The organism is Micromonospora arborensis (genome assembly GCF_003205615.1).
In the GTDB taxonomy this organism is placed as follows: Bacteria; Actinomycetota; Actinomycetes; order Mycobacteriales; family Micromonosporaceae; genus Micromonospora; species Micromonospora arborensis.
This window is the reverse complement of record NZ_PYBV01000025.1, coordinates 50,985-65,002: the sequence shown is the minus strand read 5'-3', so window position 1 is coordinate 65,002 and position 14,018 is coordinate 50,985. Positions and strand designations below refer to the sequence as shown.

13 protein-coding genes are annotated in these 14,018 nt (G+C 72.4%); 4 read left to right on the top strand and 9 right to left on the bottom strand.

The features are described 5' to 3' along the window. Positions 1–80: 80 nt before the first annotated feature. Positions 81–1,223, bottom strand: coding sequence for a SigB/SigF/SigG family RNA polymerase sigma factor (locus tag C7C45_RS20070; protein WP_110565223.1), 1,143 nt, complete (start codon positions 1,221–1,223; stop codon positions 81–83). Positions 1,224–1,446: 223 nt separating this feature from the next. Beyond that, positions 1,447–2,889: a hypothetical protein gene (locus C7C45_RS20065; RefSeq protein WP_244200465.1), complete on the bottom strand. Its 1,443-nt coding sequence runs from the start codon at positions 2,887–2,889 to the stop codon at positions 1,447–1,449. 203 nt (positions 2,890–3,092) lie between these two features. Here C7C45_RS20065 and C7C45_RS20060 point away from each other — a divergent pair, with 203 nt between their 5' ends. Then, positions 3,093–3,323, top strand: coding sequence for a CDGSH iron-sulfur domain-containing protein (locus C7C45_RS20060; RefSeq protein WP_110565222.1), 231 nt, complete (start codon positions 3,093–3,095; stop codon positions 3,321–3,323). 5 nt (positions 3,324–3,328) lie between these two features. On the opposite strand, the gene C7C45_RS20055 is transcribed toward C7C45_RS20060, so the two are convergent. The 3 genes from C7C45_RS20055 to C7C45_RS20045 are packed head-to-tail and all read right to left on the bottom strand — an operon-like array spanning position 3,329 to position 7,365. Then, the gene (locus C7C45_RS20055; protein ID WP_110565221.1) at positions 3,329–4,444 is read right to left on the bottom strand and encodes an iron-containing redox enzyme family protein; all 1,116 of its coding nucleotides are present in this window, start codon (positions 4,442–4,444) and stop codon (positions 3,329–3,331) included. A 49-nt stretch (positions 4,445–4,493) separates the two neighbouring features. Continuing rightward, positions 4,494–6,248, bottom strand: a complete 1,755-nt coding sequence (locus C7C45_RS20050; protein ID WP_110565220.1) for a thiamine pyrophosphate-binding protein — start codon at positions 6,246–6,248, stop codon at positions 4,494–4,496. After that, positions 6,241–7,365 (bottom strand): baeRF2 domain-containing protein, encoded by a 1,125-nt coding sequence (locus C7C45_RS20045; RefSeq protein ID WP_110565219.1) that lies wholly within the window; start codon positions 7,363–7,365, stop codon positions 6,241–6,243. Before C7C45_RS20045 ends, C7C45_RS20050 begins: the two co-directional genes overlap by 8 nt. Positions 7,366–7,507: 142 nt before the next feature. On the opposite strand from C7C45_RS20045, the gene C7C45_RS20040 reads away from it, so the two are divergent. Next, on the top strand, positions 7,508–8,056 hold the full coding sequence (locus C7C45_RS20040) for a hypothetical protein (protein WP_208641231.1): 549 nt from the start codon (positions 7,508–7,510) through the stop codon (positions 8,054–8,056). A 52-nt stretch (positions 8,057–8,108) separates the two neighbouring features. On the opposite strand, the gene C7C45_RS20035 is transcribed toward C7C45_RS20040, so the two are convergent. Then, positions 8,109–8,447 carry a DUF3817 domain-containing protein gene (locus C7C45_RS20035; protein WP_110565217.1) on the bottom strand — a complete coding sequence of 113 codons (339 nt, stop codon included), beginning with the start codon at positions 8,445–8,447 and terminating at the stop codon, positions 8,109–8,111. Positions 8,448–8,600: 153 nt separating this feature from the next. Here C7C45_RS20035 and C7C45_RS20030 point away from each other — a divergent pair, with 153 nt between their 5' ends. Then, the gene (locus C7C45_RS20030) at positions 8,601–10,079 is read left to right on the top strand and encodes a glutamate-cysteine ligase family protein (protein WP_110565266.1); all 1,479 of its coding nucleotides are present in this window, start codon (positions 8,601–8,603) and stop codon (positions 10,077–10,079) included. A gap of 12 nt (positions 10,080–10,091) precedes the next feature. Here the strand turns inward: C7C45_RS20030 and C7C45_RS34155 are convergent, their stop codons facing one another. Then, positions 10,092–10,478 carry a DUF2267 domain-containing protein gene (locus tag C7C45_RS34155; RefSeq protein WP_167454759.1) on the bottom strand — a complete coding sequence of 129 codons (387 nt, stop codon included), beginning with the start codon at positions 10,476–10,478 and terminating at the stop codon, positions 10,092–10,094. Between the two features lie 353 nt (positions 10,479–10,831). Between C7C45_RS34155 and C7C45_RS20020 the strand changes: the two genes are divergently transcribed. Then, positions 10,832–11,872, top strand: coding sequence for a S66 peptidase family protein (locus C7C45_RS20020; protein ID WP_244200464.1), 1,041 nt, complete (start codon positions 10,832–10,834; stop codon positions 11,870–11,872). A gap of 160 nt (positions 11,873–12,032) precedes the next feature. On the opposite strand, the gene C7C45_RS20015 is transcribed toward C7C45_RS20020, so the two are convergent. After that, positions 12,033–12,608 (bottom strand): GNAT family N-acetyltransferase, encoded by a 576-nt coding sequence (locus C7C45_RS20015; RefSeq protein WP_110565215.1) that lies wholly within the window; start codon positions 12,606–12,608, stop codon positions 12,033–12,035. A gap of 224 nt (positions 12,609–12,832) precedes the next feature. Further along, positions 12,833–14,005, bottom strand: coding sequence for a zinc-dependent alcohol dehydrogenase (locus C7C45_RS20010; protein ID WP_110565214.1), 1,173 nt, complete (start codon positions 14,003–14,005; stop codon positions 12,833–12,835). Positions 14,006–14,018: the final 13 nt, after the last annotated feature.

Genomic DNA, 14,018 nt, shown 5'->3' with positions numbered 1-14,018 from the left:
GTGAGGGCCGACACCCGCTGGGTGTCGGCCCTCATCGTGTCGACGTGCCTGCCGTGGCCTCGGACGGCGTCGGCGGCGGTTCAGTCCCGGGCGGCCGCCAGGCCTGCGGCGGTGAGTGAGCGGCGTACCGCGGGCTGGACCCGGGTCAGTCGCAGCGGCACCCCGGTCCGCTCCGCCGCCTCGTGCCCGGCCATCAGCGCGGCGATCCCACCGGCGTCGAACCCACCCGCGCCGACCAGGTCGACGACCACCTCGCTGGGCTGACCGGTGACCGCCTCCAGCATGGCCCGGCGCAACTGGTCCGCGCCGTCGCGGTCGATCTCGCCGCCGACCTCGACGACCACCCGGTCGCCGTTCTGCTTCACCGAGATCCGGGTCTTGCCCGGGTCGGGTTCGGCGGCGCCGTTCTGCCACGGCGGCGGCGCGTCAGCGAGCATCGCCTGGCGCAGCCAGGTGAGCGCCCGCGACAGCAGCCGGGACACGTGCATCTGCGAGATGCCGAACCGGGCGGCGATCTCCGCCTGGGTCTGGTTGCCGTAGAAGCGCATCGCCAGGATCCGCCGCTCACGCCAGGGCAACCGGTGCAGCAGACCGCTCACCGTCACCCGGTCGTCGACCGATTCCAACGCGTTGTCCGACTCGCCGACGAGGTCACCGAACTCCGCGGAGCTCTCCCCGCCCACCGGTGCGTTGAGCGAGGCCGGGCTGTAGCCGGCCGCCGACTCCAACGCGGCGAGGATCTCCTCCTCCGGCGTCTCCAGGCGGGCCGACAGCTCGGCCACCGACGGCGCGCGGGACAACTCGCTGGTCAGTGCGGCGGTGGCCTGCCCCACCTCGAGGATCAGGTCACGCAGCCGGCGGGGCACGTGTACGCCCCAGGTGCGGTCCCGGAAATGCCGTTTGATCTCCCCCACGATGGTGATCGCGGCGTACGCGGTGAACGAGCCCCGTTCCGGGTCATACCGGTCGACGGCGTTGACCAGCCCCAGCCGGGCCACCTGCTCCAGGTCCTCCAGCGGCTCCCCACGTCCCCGGTACCGGCGGGCCAGCCGCCCGGCGAACGGCAGCGCGAAGCGCACCAGGTCGTCCCGGGCCTCCCCCCGCCGCTCCGGCGGGAGCCCGGCGATCCGGGCCGCGTACGCCAGTGCCGCCGCGTCGAGGTCCTCCAGACCCCGATCGTTGGGCGGTGGTGTGGTCGTGGTCGTGCTCGTCTGTCCGAACATCCGCGCCTCCCTCAGGAAGGTCCCCCGCCCGGATCGGGAAACCGGTCGTGCGCGTGGTCGAGCCACGCACCGGGCCGGAAAAGTGGGTCAGTGACTGGGATGCCAGCGGGCGACACCGCCTCTGCGCAGCGCAATCAGGCCGTCGCAGCCAGCGATGTTCCCGCTCCGTAGGTACTCAATCACGGGACCCCGGGTTCGCGAGGAAGTTTCGACGTGCTTCGCCTCAGGAGACCAGCAACCCCTGGTGGCCGCCGCTGTCGCGGAGCACGGCCAACGCCTCGGCGACCCCCAGCGGGGGCGGCGCGGGCAGGTCGTACGGCTGGGCACGCAAAACCTCGGTGGCCCGGCGGGTGGGCACCGAGGTGACCGGGTAGCCCCGCGCGGTGGTCCGGTCCAACGCCCGACGCCGCCGTCCGAACCCGGCCACCGCCAGCCACTGCGGCAGCCCGGCCAGGGCGGGCGAGCGCACCCCGGGCGGTTCGGGCAGCACGTCCACCGAGCTGAACGCCTCGCTGCCGGCCAGCCACCACTCGGCCTCGTCGACACTGCGCCGGGTGGCGTTCTCACACCAGTACGGCACCAGCCCCGCCCGCACCACCTGCCACGGATCGAGCAACCGGCCGCACTCCACCACCAGCCGGTCACCGGTCTTGCCGGCGCGGCGCAGCCACCGCCGGTACAGGTCGGCCACGCCCGCGCTCAGCGCCGCGGGCCCTGGCACCAGCACCCGGTGCAGCGGGTGCTCGTGCCGTGCCGACCAGTCCCGCGCGGCCAGCTCGAAGCCCGAGTCGACGCCGTGCTCGGCGTAACCCGACGGCACGGACACCTCGGGTGGCTCCCACCGGGCCGCGTCGCCACCCACGGAGCGCAGCACCTGCCGCAGCGCGTGGCTGTCCGGGTGGAAGTCGACCGGGTCGAGCCCACTGGCCGGGCAGCCGACCTGGAAGCTGTGGCCGGGGCCGCGCTCCAGCACCGGCCAGGTGCGCGCGTCCCGGACCAGCAGCACCGGGGCGCCCGGGACCAGCCGGTCGGCCAGAAACTGCGCGTACGCGGCCGGTAGGGCCCTCCACGCGGCGGTCAGCGACACGGTCGCCCCGGTCAGCGGGCCACGGCTGGCTGGGCAGTGCACCTGGCGCAGGTGCAGGTCGGCGTTGCCGGCGAGCAGCCGGGTGGCGAGTGCCGCGCCGTGCTCCAGGGCGTCCGCCGGGCGGTCCACCGCGCCGTCGGACCAGTGCACGGTCATCTCGAAGCCGGCGGGCAACCACGGCACGCCGAGCGCCACCGCGAGGTGTGCGGCCGCACCGTGCGGCGAACCGATGAGCACCCCGGGGTAGCGCCGACGGGGGTACTGGTCGACGAACCAGCGGGCCACCCGGGCGGCGTCCACCTCGTCGACCTGGGCCACGGTGAGCGCGACCCGACCGGCGGCCCGGCTGACCGCGGCGCGGCGTACCGGCTCCGGAGCGCCCGGGAACCTGGACGTCGGCCCGGTGTGCCCGAGGTCGGCGCAGTCCACCCCACGCAGCGCCCGGGCGGTGGCGGCGACCAGCACCCGGGCGGCGCTGCCCGCGGCCACGACCCGGTCGCCGGCAAGACCGGCGCCATCGGCCGTGAGCCCCTCGTGCACCTTGTGCACCGGCCCCACCTTGCCTCGTTCGCTCACCACGCGGCCCGGCTTCCCGTACCGATGGGGTTCAAACGGGGCATCACCCACCCGGCAGCACATTCCGCTGGTCAGCGGGGTGCCCCGGTCATCACCGGCGTTCGGCGACGATCGGCCGCCGGCGGTCGGAGCGGCTTGACCGGGGGCGATCGCCCCGCGACGGCGGCACGGGTTTCGCCGGGGCCAGGGCGGGCACTTCCGGGGCCATGCGCACCGACGACACCAGCGAGCCCGCCGCCGCCACGATCACCCCCTACGAGGACGGACCGTTGCTGGTCCGCGGCGACTTCGACCTGGTCACCCCGGGCGGCGAACGCATCGACGCGCGCCGGGGCACGGTGGCGCTGTGCCGGTGCGGGAAGTCGGCGCTGAAGCCGTTCTGCGACGGCACCCACAAGGTGGTCAACTTCCGCGCGGGCACCACCCGCGAGGGCTGACCCGGTCAGGCGACGGCGGGCTCGGCCGGCGGCGCCAAAGCCGCCGACGCCGTCGTGGCGATAGGCACGCTCGGCAGCACTGCGGACGGCTGGGGTGGCGGGGCGGGCGACCGCAGCGAGCTGCGGCCGGCGGCCCACCTGTCCAGGAGGTGCCCGGCGAACAGCCGGTCCACCGCGAGCCCGGCCGCCGCGCCGAAGAGCACGTCGGGGGCGAGGGCCGGTTCGACGCGGACCAGGCCGCCGCACAGGTCGTGGGCGGCGATCTGCTCGTGCACCGCGTCGGCCTCGACGTGCTCGTCGTAGAAGCGGGTGGCCACCTCGTCGAAGCCGAGCCGGCGCAGCCCGTTGCCGTAGCGCCGGTTCGGCAGCGAGGAGGTCATCTCGAACGCGGCCAGGTGCCCGAGCAGCGCGCCGCGCAGCCGTCGGTGCAGCCCGAACAGCGACATCAGGTTGTTGGTCGCCAGGGTCACCGCGGGCACCTCGTCCAGGTGGGCGCCGTAGGTGATGTCCAGGCCCAGCCGCTGCAGGGTGCACCGGAACAGCTCGGCGTGCATCCGGTCCAGCCGACCGTTGCCGTACTCGTCGGTCTGGATCTCTACGAGGGCGGCCTTGGCCGGGCCGCCGAGGCGGGGCAGGGCCCAGCTGTGCGGGTCCGCCTCGCGCAGGTGGTAGACGGAGCGATGGGTGACGAACTCGCGGAACTGGGTGAGGTCGGCGCGGCGTTGCAGCGTCGCGGCCAGCGGCGGCCCGTCGTCGGCCGCGACCAGCTCGGCGAGGCCGGCCGCCACCCCGGCGGCGGGCACCGACGGCGAGCCGACCAGCCGGCGCAACGCCGCCTCGAACGGTCGTTCGGCGTGGGCCCGCAGCGCGAGCATCGTCGGTTGCCACTCCCACGCCTCGTCCACCCCCCGCCAGCCCCGGTAGTGCAGCTCGTAGCAGAGGAACAGGGTCAGCTGGAGGTCCTCGTCCGTGATCGGGTCCGCCGGGTCGAGGTCGACGCCGAGATCTGGCGGCAGGTCGTGCGGCGGGCGCCGCAGAGCGCCGAGCACCGCCGCGGAGATCGGGCCGCGGGGCCGCGGCAGGGGCGCGGGGCCGTAGCGGCGGTCAGCGGGCTCGGACATCGGACCTCCAGCGTCGTCGGGCCGCTACTGATGCCCGAGGCCAGGGCGGCTAAACGAGATCTTCGGCGTTCGCGGTGACCTCCACCTGTTCGCGGACCTTCCGGGCGGGAGCACCGTCGGCGTACAGGTCCCGCAGGTCGGCGAACGCCGGCTCCGGCGGCGCCAGCGACACCGCCGGGTCGACGACGGCCTCCAGTACGCAGGGACGGTCCGCTGCCAACGCCTCGTCCCAGGCCGCGCCGACCAGCTCCGGGCGGTCCACCCGCACACCGTGCAGCCCGAGCAGGCGGGCCCAGCCGGCGTACGGCACGTCGGGGCGGCGCTGGCTCGGGTCGGAGGACATCTCCCGGCCGCCGCCCATGCCGCTCTGATCCCGGTTGTTGAGCACCAGCACCACCAGCCGCGGATCACCCCACCTCTGCCAGTGGTGCGACACGGTGATCAGCTCGGCGAGCCCGTTGAGCTGCATCGCCCCGTCCCCGAGCAAGGCGATCACCGGCTGGTCGGGGGCGGCGAGCTTGGCGGCCACCGCGTACGGCAGCGCGCAGCCCATCGAGCCGAGGGTGCCGCACAGCTGCGCGTTCACCCCGGGTGGCAGGGTGAGGTGCCGGGCGTACCAGTAGAGGACCGACCCGACGTCGACCGCGACCGAGCCGGTGCCCGGCATCCGGGCGGACAGCTCCTGGAGTACGAGCTGCGGGTTGACCGGGTCGGCGGGCGCGGCGGCCCGGTCGGCGGCGACCTGACGCCACCGGTCCACCGAACCTTCCACAGTGCTACGCCACCGCTGCTCCGGCCGGCCGCGCAGACGGGTCAGCAGCGCCCGCAGCGTCTCGGCGGCGTCCCCGACCAGCGGCACGTCGGCCGGGTAGCGGGTGCCGATCCGTCGGCCGTCGATGTCGATCTGCACCGTGCGGGCCTGCTCGGGCATCGGGAAGTAGTCGGTCCACGGGTCGTTGGTGCCGACCATCAGCAACGTGTCGCAGCCACCCATCAGCTCGGCGGCGGCCGGGGTGCCGACCTCGCCGAGCACCCCGGTGTGAAACGGCAACCGCTCGTCGAGAATCGGCTTGCCCAGCAGTGAGGTGGCCACGCCGGCGCCGAGCCGATCGGCCAGCTCGACGATCTCGACGGCCGCGTCACGACCGCCCTGGCCCACCAGGATCGCGACGCGCTGGCCACCACTGAGCAGTTGGGCGGCGGCGTCGAGGTCCACCTCGTGCGGCAGCACCCGGGCCAGCGGCTCACCCGGGGTCGCCGTGACCACCCCGACGGCGGACGCCTGCAGGTCGGGCACCAGGGCCTCCTGCAACTGCCGGGGCAACACGACGCAGGTCGGGCTGCGCGTCGCCGCCGCCGTGCGGAACGCCTGGTCCAGCAGCGCCGCCACGTGCTCGGGGCTGCGGCCGTACCGGACGAACTGGTTGCAGACGTCGCCGAAGAGCCGACTCAACCCGATCTCCTGGTGCGCGTCGCCGAGCGGCCCGGAGATGTCCTCCCCGACGATCGCCACCACCGGCTTGCTGTCCAGCTTGGCGTCGTACAGCCCATTGAGGAGCTGGACGGCGCTGGGACCCTGGGTGGCCAGGCAGACCCCGATGCCGCCGGTGAACTTGGCGTGCCCGGTGGCCATGAACGAGGCGGTCTCCTCGTGCCGGGCCGGGATGAACGCCGGATCGCCGCCGGTACGGTCCAACGCGTCGACCAGCGGGGCGATCGCCTCCCCCGGGTAGCCGAAGACGCGGGGCACCCGCCAGGCCAGGAGCCGTTGCACCACGAGGTCCGCCACGCGGCGCTCAGCCATTGCCGCGCCCCGGCGTGCTCCGGTCGACGTAGCGCAGCACCGCGCCGACGCCGTCGGTCAGCTCGGGCGCCTCGTCCGCGCCCAGCACGGTCAACGCGGCGTCGGTGCCGACGAGTGCGCGGACCAGCGCCGCGTCGGCGCGTACCCGTTGCGGGTCGTCCACCGACATCGCGGCCAACTGCCCCGGGTCGACGGCGATCTCGGTCGCCTCCGAGCCGATCCACAACTCGCCGTCGGCCGACGGGTCGTCCACGATCAGCATGGTGTCCACCTGGTTACGTTGCAGGGCCGAGACGACCGCGTCGAGGCCGGCGCCCACGTCCTCCTGCACGCCGAACTTGTCCAGGGCGGCGCTGATCCGCTGGTCGGCGATCTCCGCGATGGTCTGCACGGTGAGGTCGTCCAGCATCGTCTGGTCGGCGCCGCCGGCTCGTGATCCGGCGTCGGTACGGACCACCAGGTCCTGCCAGCGCTCCGGCATCTGCGCGGCGATCATTCCGGTGGCCCGGACGTCACCGGCGACCACCACCACGTCCGCCCCGACCCGGTCGGCCAGCTCCACCGTGGCGGCGGTGACGTCACCGGCGTTCTGGTGCCAGGCCTCCATGGCCGCCCTCTGGTAGCGCGACTGCGACCAGCCGCCGGGCTTCGCCCGCCGCAGCGGGTACGCGTCGCGCCCAGCGACGTGCGCCCGCCGGGGCACCCCGCCGGCGCTGACCGCCATCGCGTCGGCGCCGACCCGGTCGGCGATCACCCGCACCCAGGCCACCTGTTCGCCCCGTTGGGCGAGCAGCGGCATCACGTGTGGCAGCGGCGCGAAACTGGCCAGATCGCGCAGTGGCGGCGCGGACAGGTACTCGGAGAGCACCACTCGACCGTGACTGGCGAAGACCGCCAGGCCATAGTCGCCGACCATCGGGTCGTGCCCACGGATCACCCGGTCCAGCGCGGCGATGCTCGCCTCGTCGGCTCTCTGTTCGATGAGGCGCCGCTCCAGGGCTCGCCAGCGCAGGTCCAGTGCGGCGTGGGCATCCTCCGTGTCCGCGGAGGCATCCAGATACACCGAGCACCACGGCCCGGGACGGTCGTAGAGCGGGCGCAGGAAGGACAGCTGCATGCTCGACCCCTTTCCAGCTCGGCCCCCCGCTTACCCTCCTCGCCCGGGATGTCACCTCGCCGCCGTGAGCCCGTGACCAGTTTTCATTCACGTCGTTCAACCCAGGACGTCGATACGATCTGTGAACACAAGCGGACTCTCGGTGGTGGGAATGGACAGCGGACTCGATACCCGACGGATCGTGCACCCGACGGAACGGATCGTCACCGGGCGGCTGGTCCGCCTACTCGACGGCTACACCCGGGAGGTACGCATCGGTCAGCCGGTGCTGGTGGCGGTGCTCGCCGCGGCGGCGTTCGCCCGGCTACCCGCACTGCTGCTGCGCTCGCTCTTCTCCTTCGGCGGTGGCGGCACGCGTCGACGCTGGAAGGAGCTGAAGCAGGGCCCGGAGTACCTGGTCGTCCCGGTGCGCCTGCGCAACACCGCCGGCCAGCTCTGCGAGGTGGAGCTGCACGGTCACCTGCCGCAGAGCGCCCTGCACCCGGCCGACCAGGTGCAGCTCACCCTGCGCCCGCAACGGGATCCGGAGCTGCCGCCCCGCATCGAGCGGATCGTCAACCTCACCACCGGGCAGTTGCTCACGCCACGTACCGCGACGCTCTGGTCGCATCTCGGGCCGCCACTGCTGTTGCAGGCGTTCCTGGGCGCGCTGCTGCTGGCCGGCGTCACGGCCTGCGCCGCGCTGACCTGATCGGTCGGGCAGGCGGTCAGCGGGGTCAGCCGACCGGGATGAACCGACCCGTTCAGCCGACCGAGGCGGGCTCGCGGGCCGGTTGGCGGTCGACGCCGAGCATCCCCCGGCGACGGGCCCAACGCTCGTAGGCCAGGGTGGCGAACGGCGGCACCGCACTGACCAGGGCCACCGCCGTGGCCAGCAGGCTCCACCGGTGCAGCCGGGCCACGGCCAGCACCAGCAGGACGTACGCGATGAACAGGCCGCCATGGATCGGCCCGAAGATCTGCACGCCCACCTCGTTGCCCGGCGGCCCGTACTTGACCACCATGCCGACCAGTAGGGCCAGCCAGGAGCAGGCCTCGGCGATCGCCGCCGCGACGAACAACCCGGTCACCTTCTCGCGCATCCCCACGCCACCACCTCTCGGACCGCAATGCTATCGGGGCGGGTCGAAGGGCCTAGCAGGGCGGGCAACTGGGTAGGAATGGGCCATCGGGTCTTCCCCCGCCCGCCGATCACATGCGAGGTTAGGGGGACCAGCGGTGACAGGGTGGTGACCATGGGCGAGGACGTCGGCGTACGAACCTTCAGCCGGGAGGATCGGGCCCGCTATCGCGACAAGGTCCGCCGCTGCCTGGACGTCTTCGCCGAGATGCTGCGCGAGTCGCGTTTCGACGTCGACCGGCCGATGACCGGCGTGGAGATCGAGCTGAACCTGGTCGACGAGGCGTCGAACCCGGCCATGCGCAACGCCGACGTGCTGGCGGCCATCGCCGACGAGAGTTTCCAGACCGAGCTGGGCCAGTTCAACATCGAGATCAACGTGCCACCGCGCCGGCTGACCGGCACCGGCACCGCCGACTTCGAGGAGGGCGTCCGGGCCAGCCTCAACGCCGCCGAGGTGAAGGCCCGCGCGATCGGCGCGCACATGGTCATGATCGGCATCCTGCCGACGTTGCGCCCCGAGCACCTGACCGCCGAGACGCTCTCGGCCAACCCCCGCTACCGGCTGCTCAACGAGCAGATCTTCGCCGCCCGCGGTGAGGATCTGCCGATCGCCATCAGTGGCGTGGAACGGTTGGCGGTCACCGCCGACACGATCACCCCGGAGGCGGCCTGCACCAGCACGCAGTTCCACCTGCAGGTCAGCCCGGCCCAGTTCGCCGACTACTGGAACGCCGCCCAGGCGGTCGCCGGCATCCAGGTCGCGGTCGGCGCGAACTCGCCGCTCTTCTTCGGGCGTGAGCTGTGGCGCGAGACCCGCATCCCGCTGTTCCAGCAGGCCACCGACACCCGATCGGAAGAGATCAAAGCCCAGGGGGTACGCCCCAGAGTCTGGTTCGGCGAACGCTGGATCACCAGCGTGTTCGACCTGTTCGAGGAGAACGTGCGGTACTTCCCGGCGCTGTTGCCGGTCTGCGACCCGGAGGACCCGACGCAGGCCCTCGCCGCCGGCGAGGTGCCCAACCTGGCCGAGCTGCGCCTGCACAACGGCACCGTCTACCGGTGGAACCGCCCGGTGTACGACGTGTCGCGCGGCCGACCGCACCTGCGGGTGGAGAATCGGGTGCTGCCCGCCGGCCCGACCGTGTTGGACACCATCGCCAACGGCGCCTTCTACTTCGGGCTGGTCCGCGCCCTGGCCGAGTCGGACCGACCACTGTGGTCGCAGATGTCGTTCAGCGCCGCCGAGGAGAACTTCACCAACTGCGCCCGGCACGGCATCGACGCGCAGGTCTTCTGGCCCGGCCTCGGCTACCTGCCGGTCACCGAGTTGGTGCTGCGCCGGCTGCTCCCGCTGGCGCACCACGGCCTGGACCGGTGGGGGCTCGACCCGGGCGAACGCGACCGACTGCTCGGCGTGATCGAGCAGCGCTGCCTGACCGGCCGCAACGGCGCGACCTGGCAGGTGGAGACGCTGCACCGGCTGGAGTCCGCCGACCACCTGGACCGGCCTGCGGCGCTGCGCGAGGTGGTCCGCCACTATGTGGACCTCATGCACAGCAACCGGCCGGTGCACGAGTGGCCCATCCCGTGAGCACCCCGGGGCTCAGCCTCGTGGGGTCGGAACGCCGAAGAGATCGGTGATGCCGCCGGGAAGCTGGGCGAGCAGGTCGTGTCGCTCGTCGTCATCGAGCGCCTCGGCGACGGTACGCAACACCGCCTGGGCGTGTTGACGCACCTGGTCGGCGTTCGCGACCTGCTCGCGGTCCCCGACGTTCTTCAGGAACTCGCCGACGTCCCAGCGGCGGCCCTCCGGATTGCGGGTGACGGACCCGTTCAACCGTTCCGGTAGCTGTGCCGCCAGGTGGTCGGCCTCCTGTCCGGCGAGCCGTTCACCGAGCACCGACAGGACGGCCTGGACGGACCGTACGGCCTCGTTCTCACCGAGACCCGCGCGCTGTCGTACCGTGGCGATCATCTGCTCGTACTCCATGCTCCGCTCCTTCGGTCTCCTCGACATGCCGTCGGGCCTGCCTGCGGACGAACGGGCCGAGTTCCCACGCTCCCTGGCGACAAACGGGGTCGCGCGCGGACCCGGACTTTCCCGCCGTCGGCGGGCGGGGCACCACAAGCCGCCGTGAACCGGGCACGCCACTCGGGCTGCCTGCTGAGCCAGGTCACGCCGTGCGGGAAGTCCGCCCGTTGCCACCGATGTCCTTTGTGGACCCCGCGTGGCATTCATGTTTGTCGTAGGCTGTGGCGGCTCGTAGATCGTCTGATCACGATGAGGGGACGCCCGTGGCCACTTCTGGAACAGACCCAGCCTCGACCCAGGGGTCCGCGCGGGTGCCCCTGTCCCGTCGGCACATGCTGCGGATGGGAGCGGCGGCTGCCGGCGGCGCGGTGCTCGTCGGCACTGCCGAGGCGGCGTCCGCGCAGGCTGCGCCGAGTGGCGCGAGACGCGCGCTGCGGGCTCCGGCGTTGGCACCCGGGGACCGGGTCCGGGTCGTGTCGCCCGGCAGCACCCCTGACCCCACGAACATGGCCCGTGGCATCGAGATCCTGCGGAGCTGGGGCCTGCAGGTCGAGCTGGGCACGCACGTCTTCGCCAAGTACGGCTACCTGGCCGGCACCGACGCGCAGCGGCTGGCCGACCTGAACGCCGCGCTCAACGATCCGGGGATCCGCGCGGTCTTCGCCGCCCGCGGCGGTTACGGCACCCAGCGGATCGTCGATCGCATCGACGTTTCCGGTGTTCGCCGGGATCCCCGGGTGGTGGTCGGCTTCAGCGACATCACCAGCATCCACGGCAAGCTCTGGCGCGAGACGGGCCTGGTCACCTTCTACGGCCCCATGGTCAACTGGTCCGACGATCGCACCGGCCCCGACTCGGCCGAGGCGCTTCGCCGGGCGGTGATGACCACCGCACCGGTGACGATCACCCGGGACCCGGCCGAGACGGCGGCCCCCGTGCTGGTGCCGGGGCGCGCATCGGGCCCCCTGCTCGGCGGCTGCCTCACCCTGCTCTCCACCTCCCTGGGCGCGGGTGACATCCCCAAGTTCGACGACGCCATTCTCTTCTTCGAGGATGTCGACGAGGCTCCGTACAGCTACGACATGATGCTGACCGAGCTGCGCCGGGTGGGCGTGCTGTCGAGGGTTGCCGGGGTGGTCATCGGCCAGATCACCAACAGCGTCGGTGAGCCGGGCGAGTGGGACGCGGCGGCGGTGCTGAAGGACCGCCTGTACGACCTTGGCGTGCCGGTGCTGGGCGGGCTACGGCTGGGGCATGGCAACGGGCAGCTCACCGTTCCGCTCGGCGCGCGGGCCACGATCGATGCCGCCGCGGGGACCCTGACGGTGGAGCCGGGAGTCCGCCCGCGCTAGGGCCTGTCAAAGCCCCTGGCCGGCCTGCGGCGGGCCCAGACGACGACCGGCCGCGTTGGAAATTCGTCTGGGTACAACACCGGTATCCAGACGGATTTCCGCCTTGCCGGACCGCCACCTGGACTCCGCCTCGGCTCGACCGATGGCTTTGACGCAGGCCCTAGCCTCCCGTCGCCGCAGCCCAGGGGGACGGGTCGTCGCGCAGCCGACTGTAGAGGTATCCGTCGCGCCACTGACCAGCCCGAAACTCGCTGGCCCGCACGATCCCCTCGAGCTGGAAGCCGGCCTTCTCCAGCGCCCGTTGCTCGGCCACGTTCTCTGGGTGGGTGCCGGCCTGGATGCGCTGCGCCGGGGTGTGGTGGAACAGGTAGTCGCAGAGCAGCGCCTGCGCGCGCCAGCCAATGCCCCTCCCCCGCCACGGCGGCAACAGGACGATCCCGATCTCCCAGTACGACGCCCGCCCGGCGTAGCGCCCGGACGTGTAGCTGACGAGACCGGCGGCGGCACCTTCCTGTTCCACCTCGACGATGAGCCGCCCGTCGTCCTCGCCGAGATAGCCGTCGACCGCGAACCGCCGAGCCGGCGCCTCAGCGTCGCGGAAGCCGGCCCAGTCCAGCCCGATCAGCTCCGGCTCGACGCAGAGCCGGCGGAACATCGCCAGGTCGGGCTCGGTGACCGGCCGCAGCGCAACGGTGAGATCTGCCGTCCCGGGCATCGATGTGTCACCACCATGCATGGCGACACGTTAGCCGGCAACCAACAGGAGGCGCGGCCGGAGGTCGCGGAGCGCGTCGCCGGCCGGAGGCTGAGGTCCGAGGCTGAGGTTCGAGATCAACGCAGGGTCGGCGACGTGGCGGTAACCCGTCGAGCGGATACCGCCAGGTCGCCGATCTGGAGTCGATCATCGCCGCCGTCCCGGCAGGTGGGAGACGCTGACCGAATGTTGGCGGGTCGGCCCGGTCAGACGGTGAGCAACACCTTCGTACAGTCGTCCTGCTTCTTCTGGAAGATCTTGTAGCCCTTCGGGGCGTCGCGCAGCGGCATCCGGTGGCTGACGACGAAGCTCGGGTCGATCTCGCCGCGTTGGATCCGTTCCAGCAGCGGCCGGGTGTAGCGCTGGACGTGGCACTGGCCGGTCCGCATGATCAGCGACCGGTTCATGAACGCGCCCATCGGGAACTTGTCGACGAAACCGCCGTACGCCCCGACGACCGAGATCACCCCTCCCGAGCGGCAGGCGAGGATCGCCTGGCGCAGCGCGAACGGCCGTTCCGTCTCGACCCGGGTGGCCTGCTTGGCCCGGTCGTACGCGTACATGGCGGCGTTGCCGTGGTGTCCCTCCAGGCCGACCGCGTCGATGCACGCGTCGGGCCCCCGGCCGGCGGTCATCTCGTTGAGCGTGTCCAGCACGTCAGCCTGTTCATAGTTGATCGTCTCGGCACCGAGGTGTTCCTCGGCCAGCCGCAGCCGGTACGGGAACCGGTCGATGACGATCACCCGCTCCGCGCCGAGCAGGCGGGCGCTGGCCGCGGCGAACAGTCCGACCGGTCCGGCGCCCCAGACGGCGATCACCTGCCCGGGTTTGATGTCGCACATCTCGGCGCCCATGTAGCCGGTCGGGAACACGTCGGCGAGCATGACCGCCTGGTCGTCGCGGACCTCGTCGGGCACCTTGACCGGGCCGACGTCGGCGAACGGCACCCGGGCGTACTCGGCCTGACCGCCCGCGTACCCGCCGAGCAGGTGGGAGTAGCCGAAGATGCCGGCCGGCGAGTGGCCCATGATCTTCTCGGCGATGCCGGCGTTGGGGTTGGAGTTCTCGCAGACCGAGTAGAGGCCGCGCTGGCAGGACGAGCAGTGCCCGCAGGAGATCGGGAAGGGCACCACCACCCGGTCACCGGGCTTGAGGTTGCGCACCTGCGGGCCCACCTCCACCACCTCGCCCATGAACTCGTGGCCGAGGATGTCGCCCTTGCGCATCGCGGGGATGTAGCCGTGGTAGAGGTGCAGGTCGGAGCCGCAGATCGCGGTGGTGCAGATCCGGACGATCGCGTCCCGGGCGTTCATGATCTTCGGATCGGGTACGTCGATCACCTTGACGGTGTCGGTGCCCATCCAGGCGGTGGCCTTCATTGTCGGTCCCTTT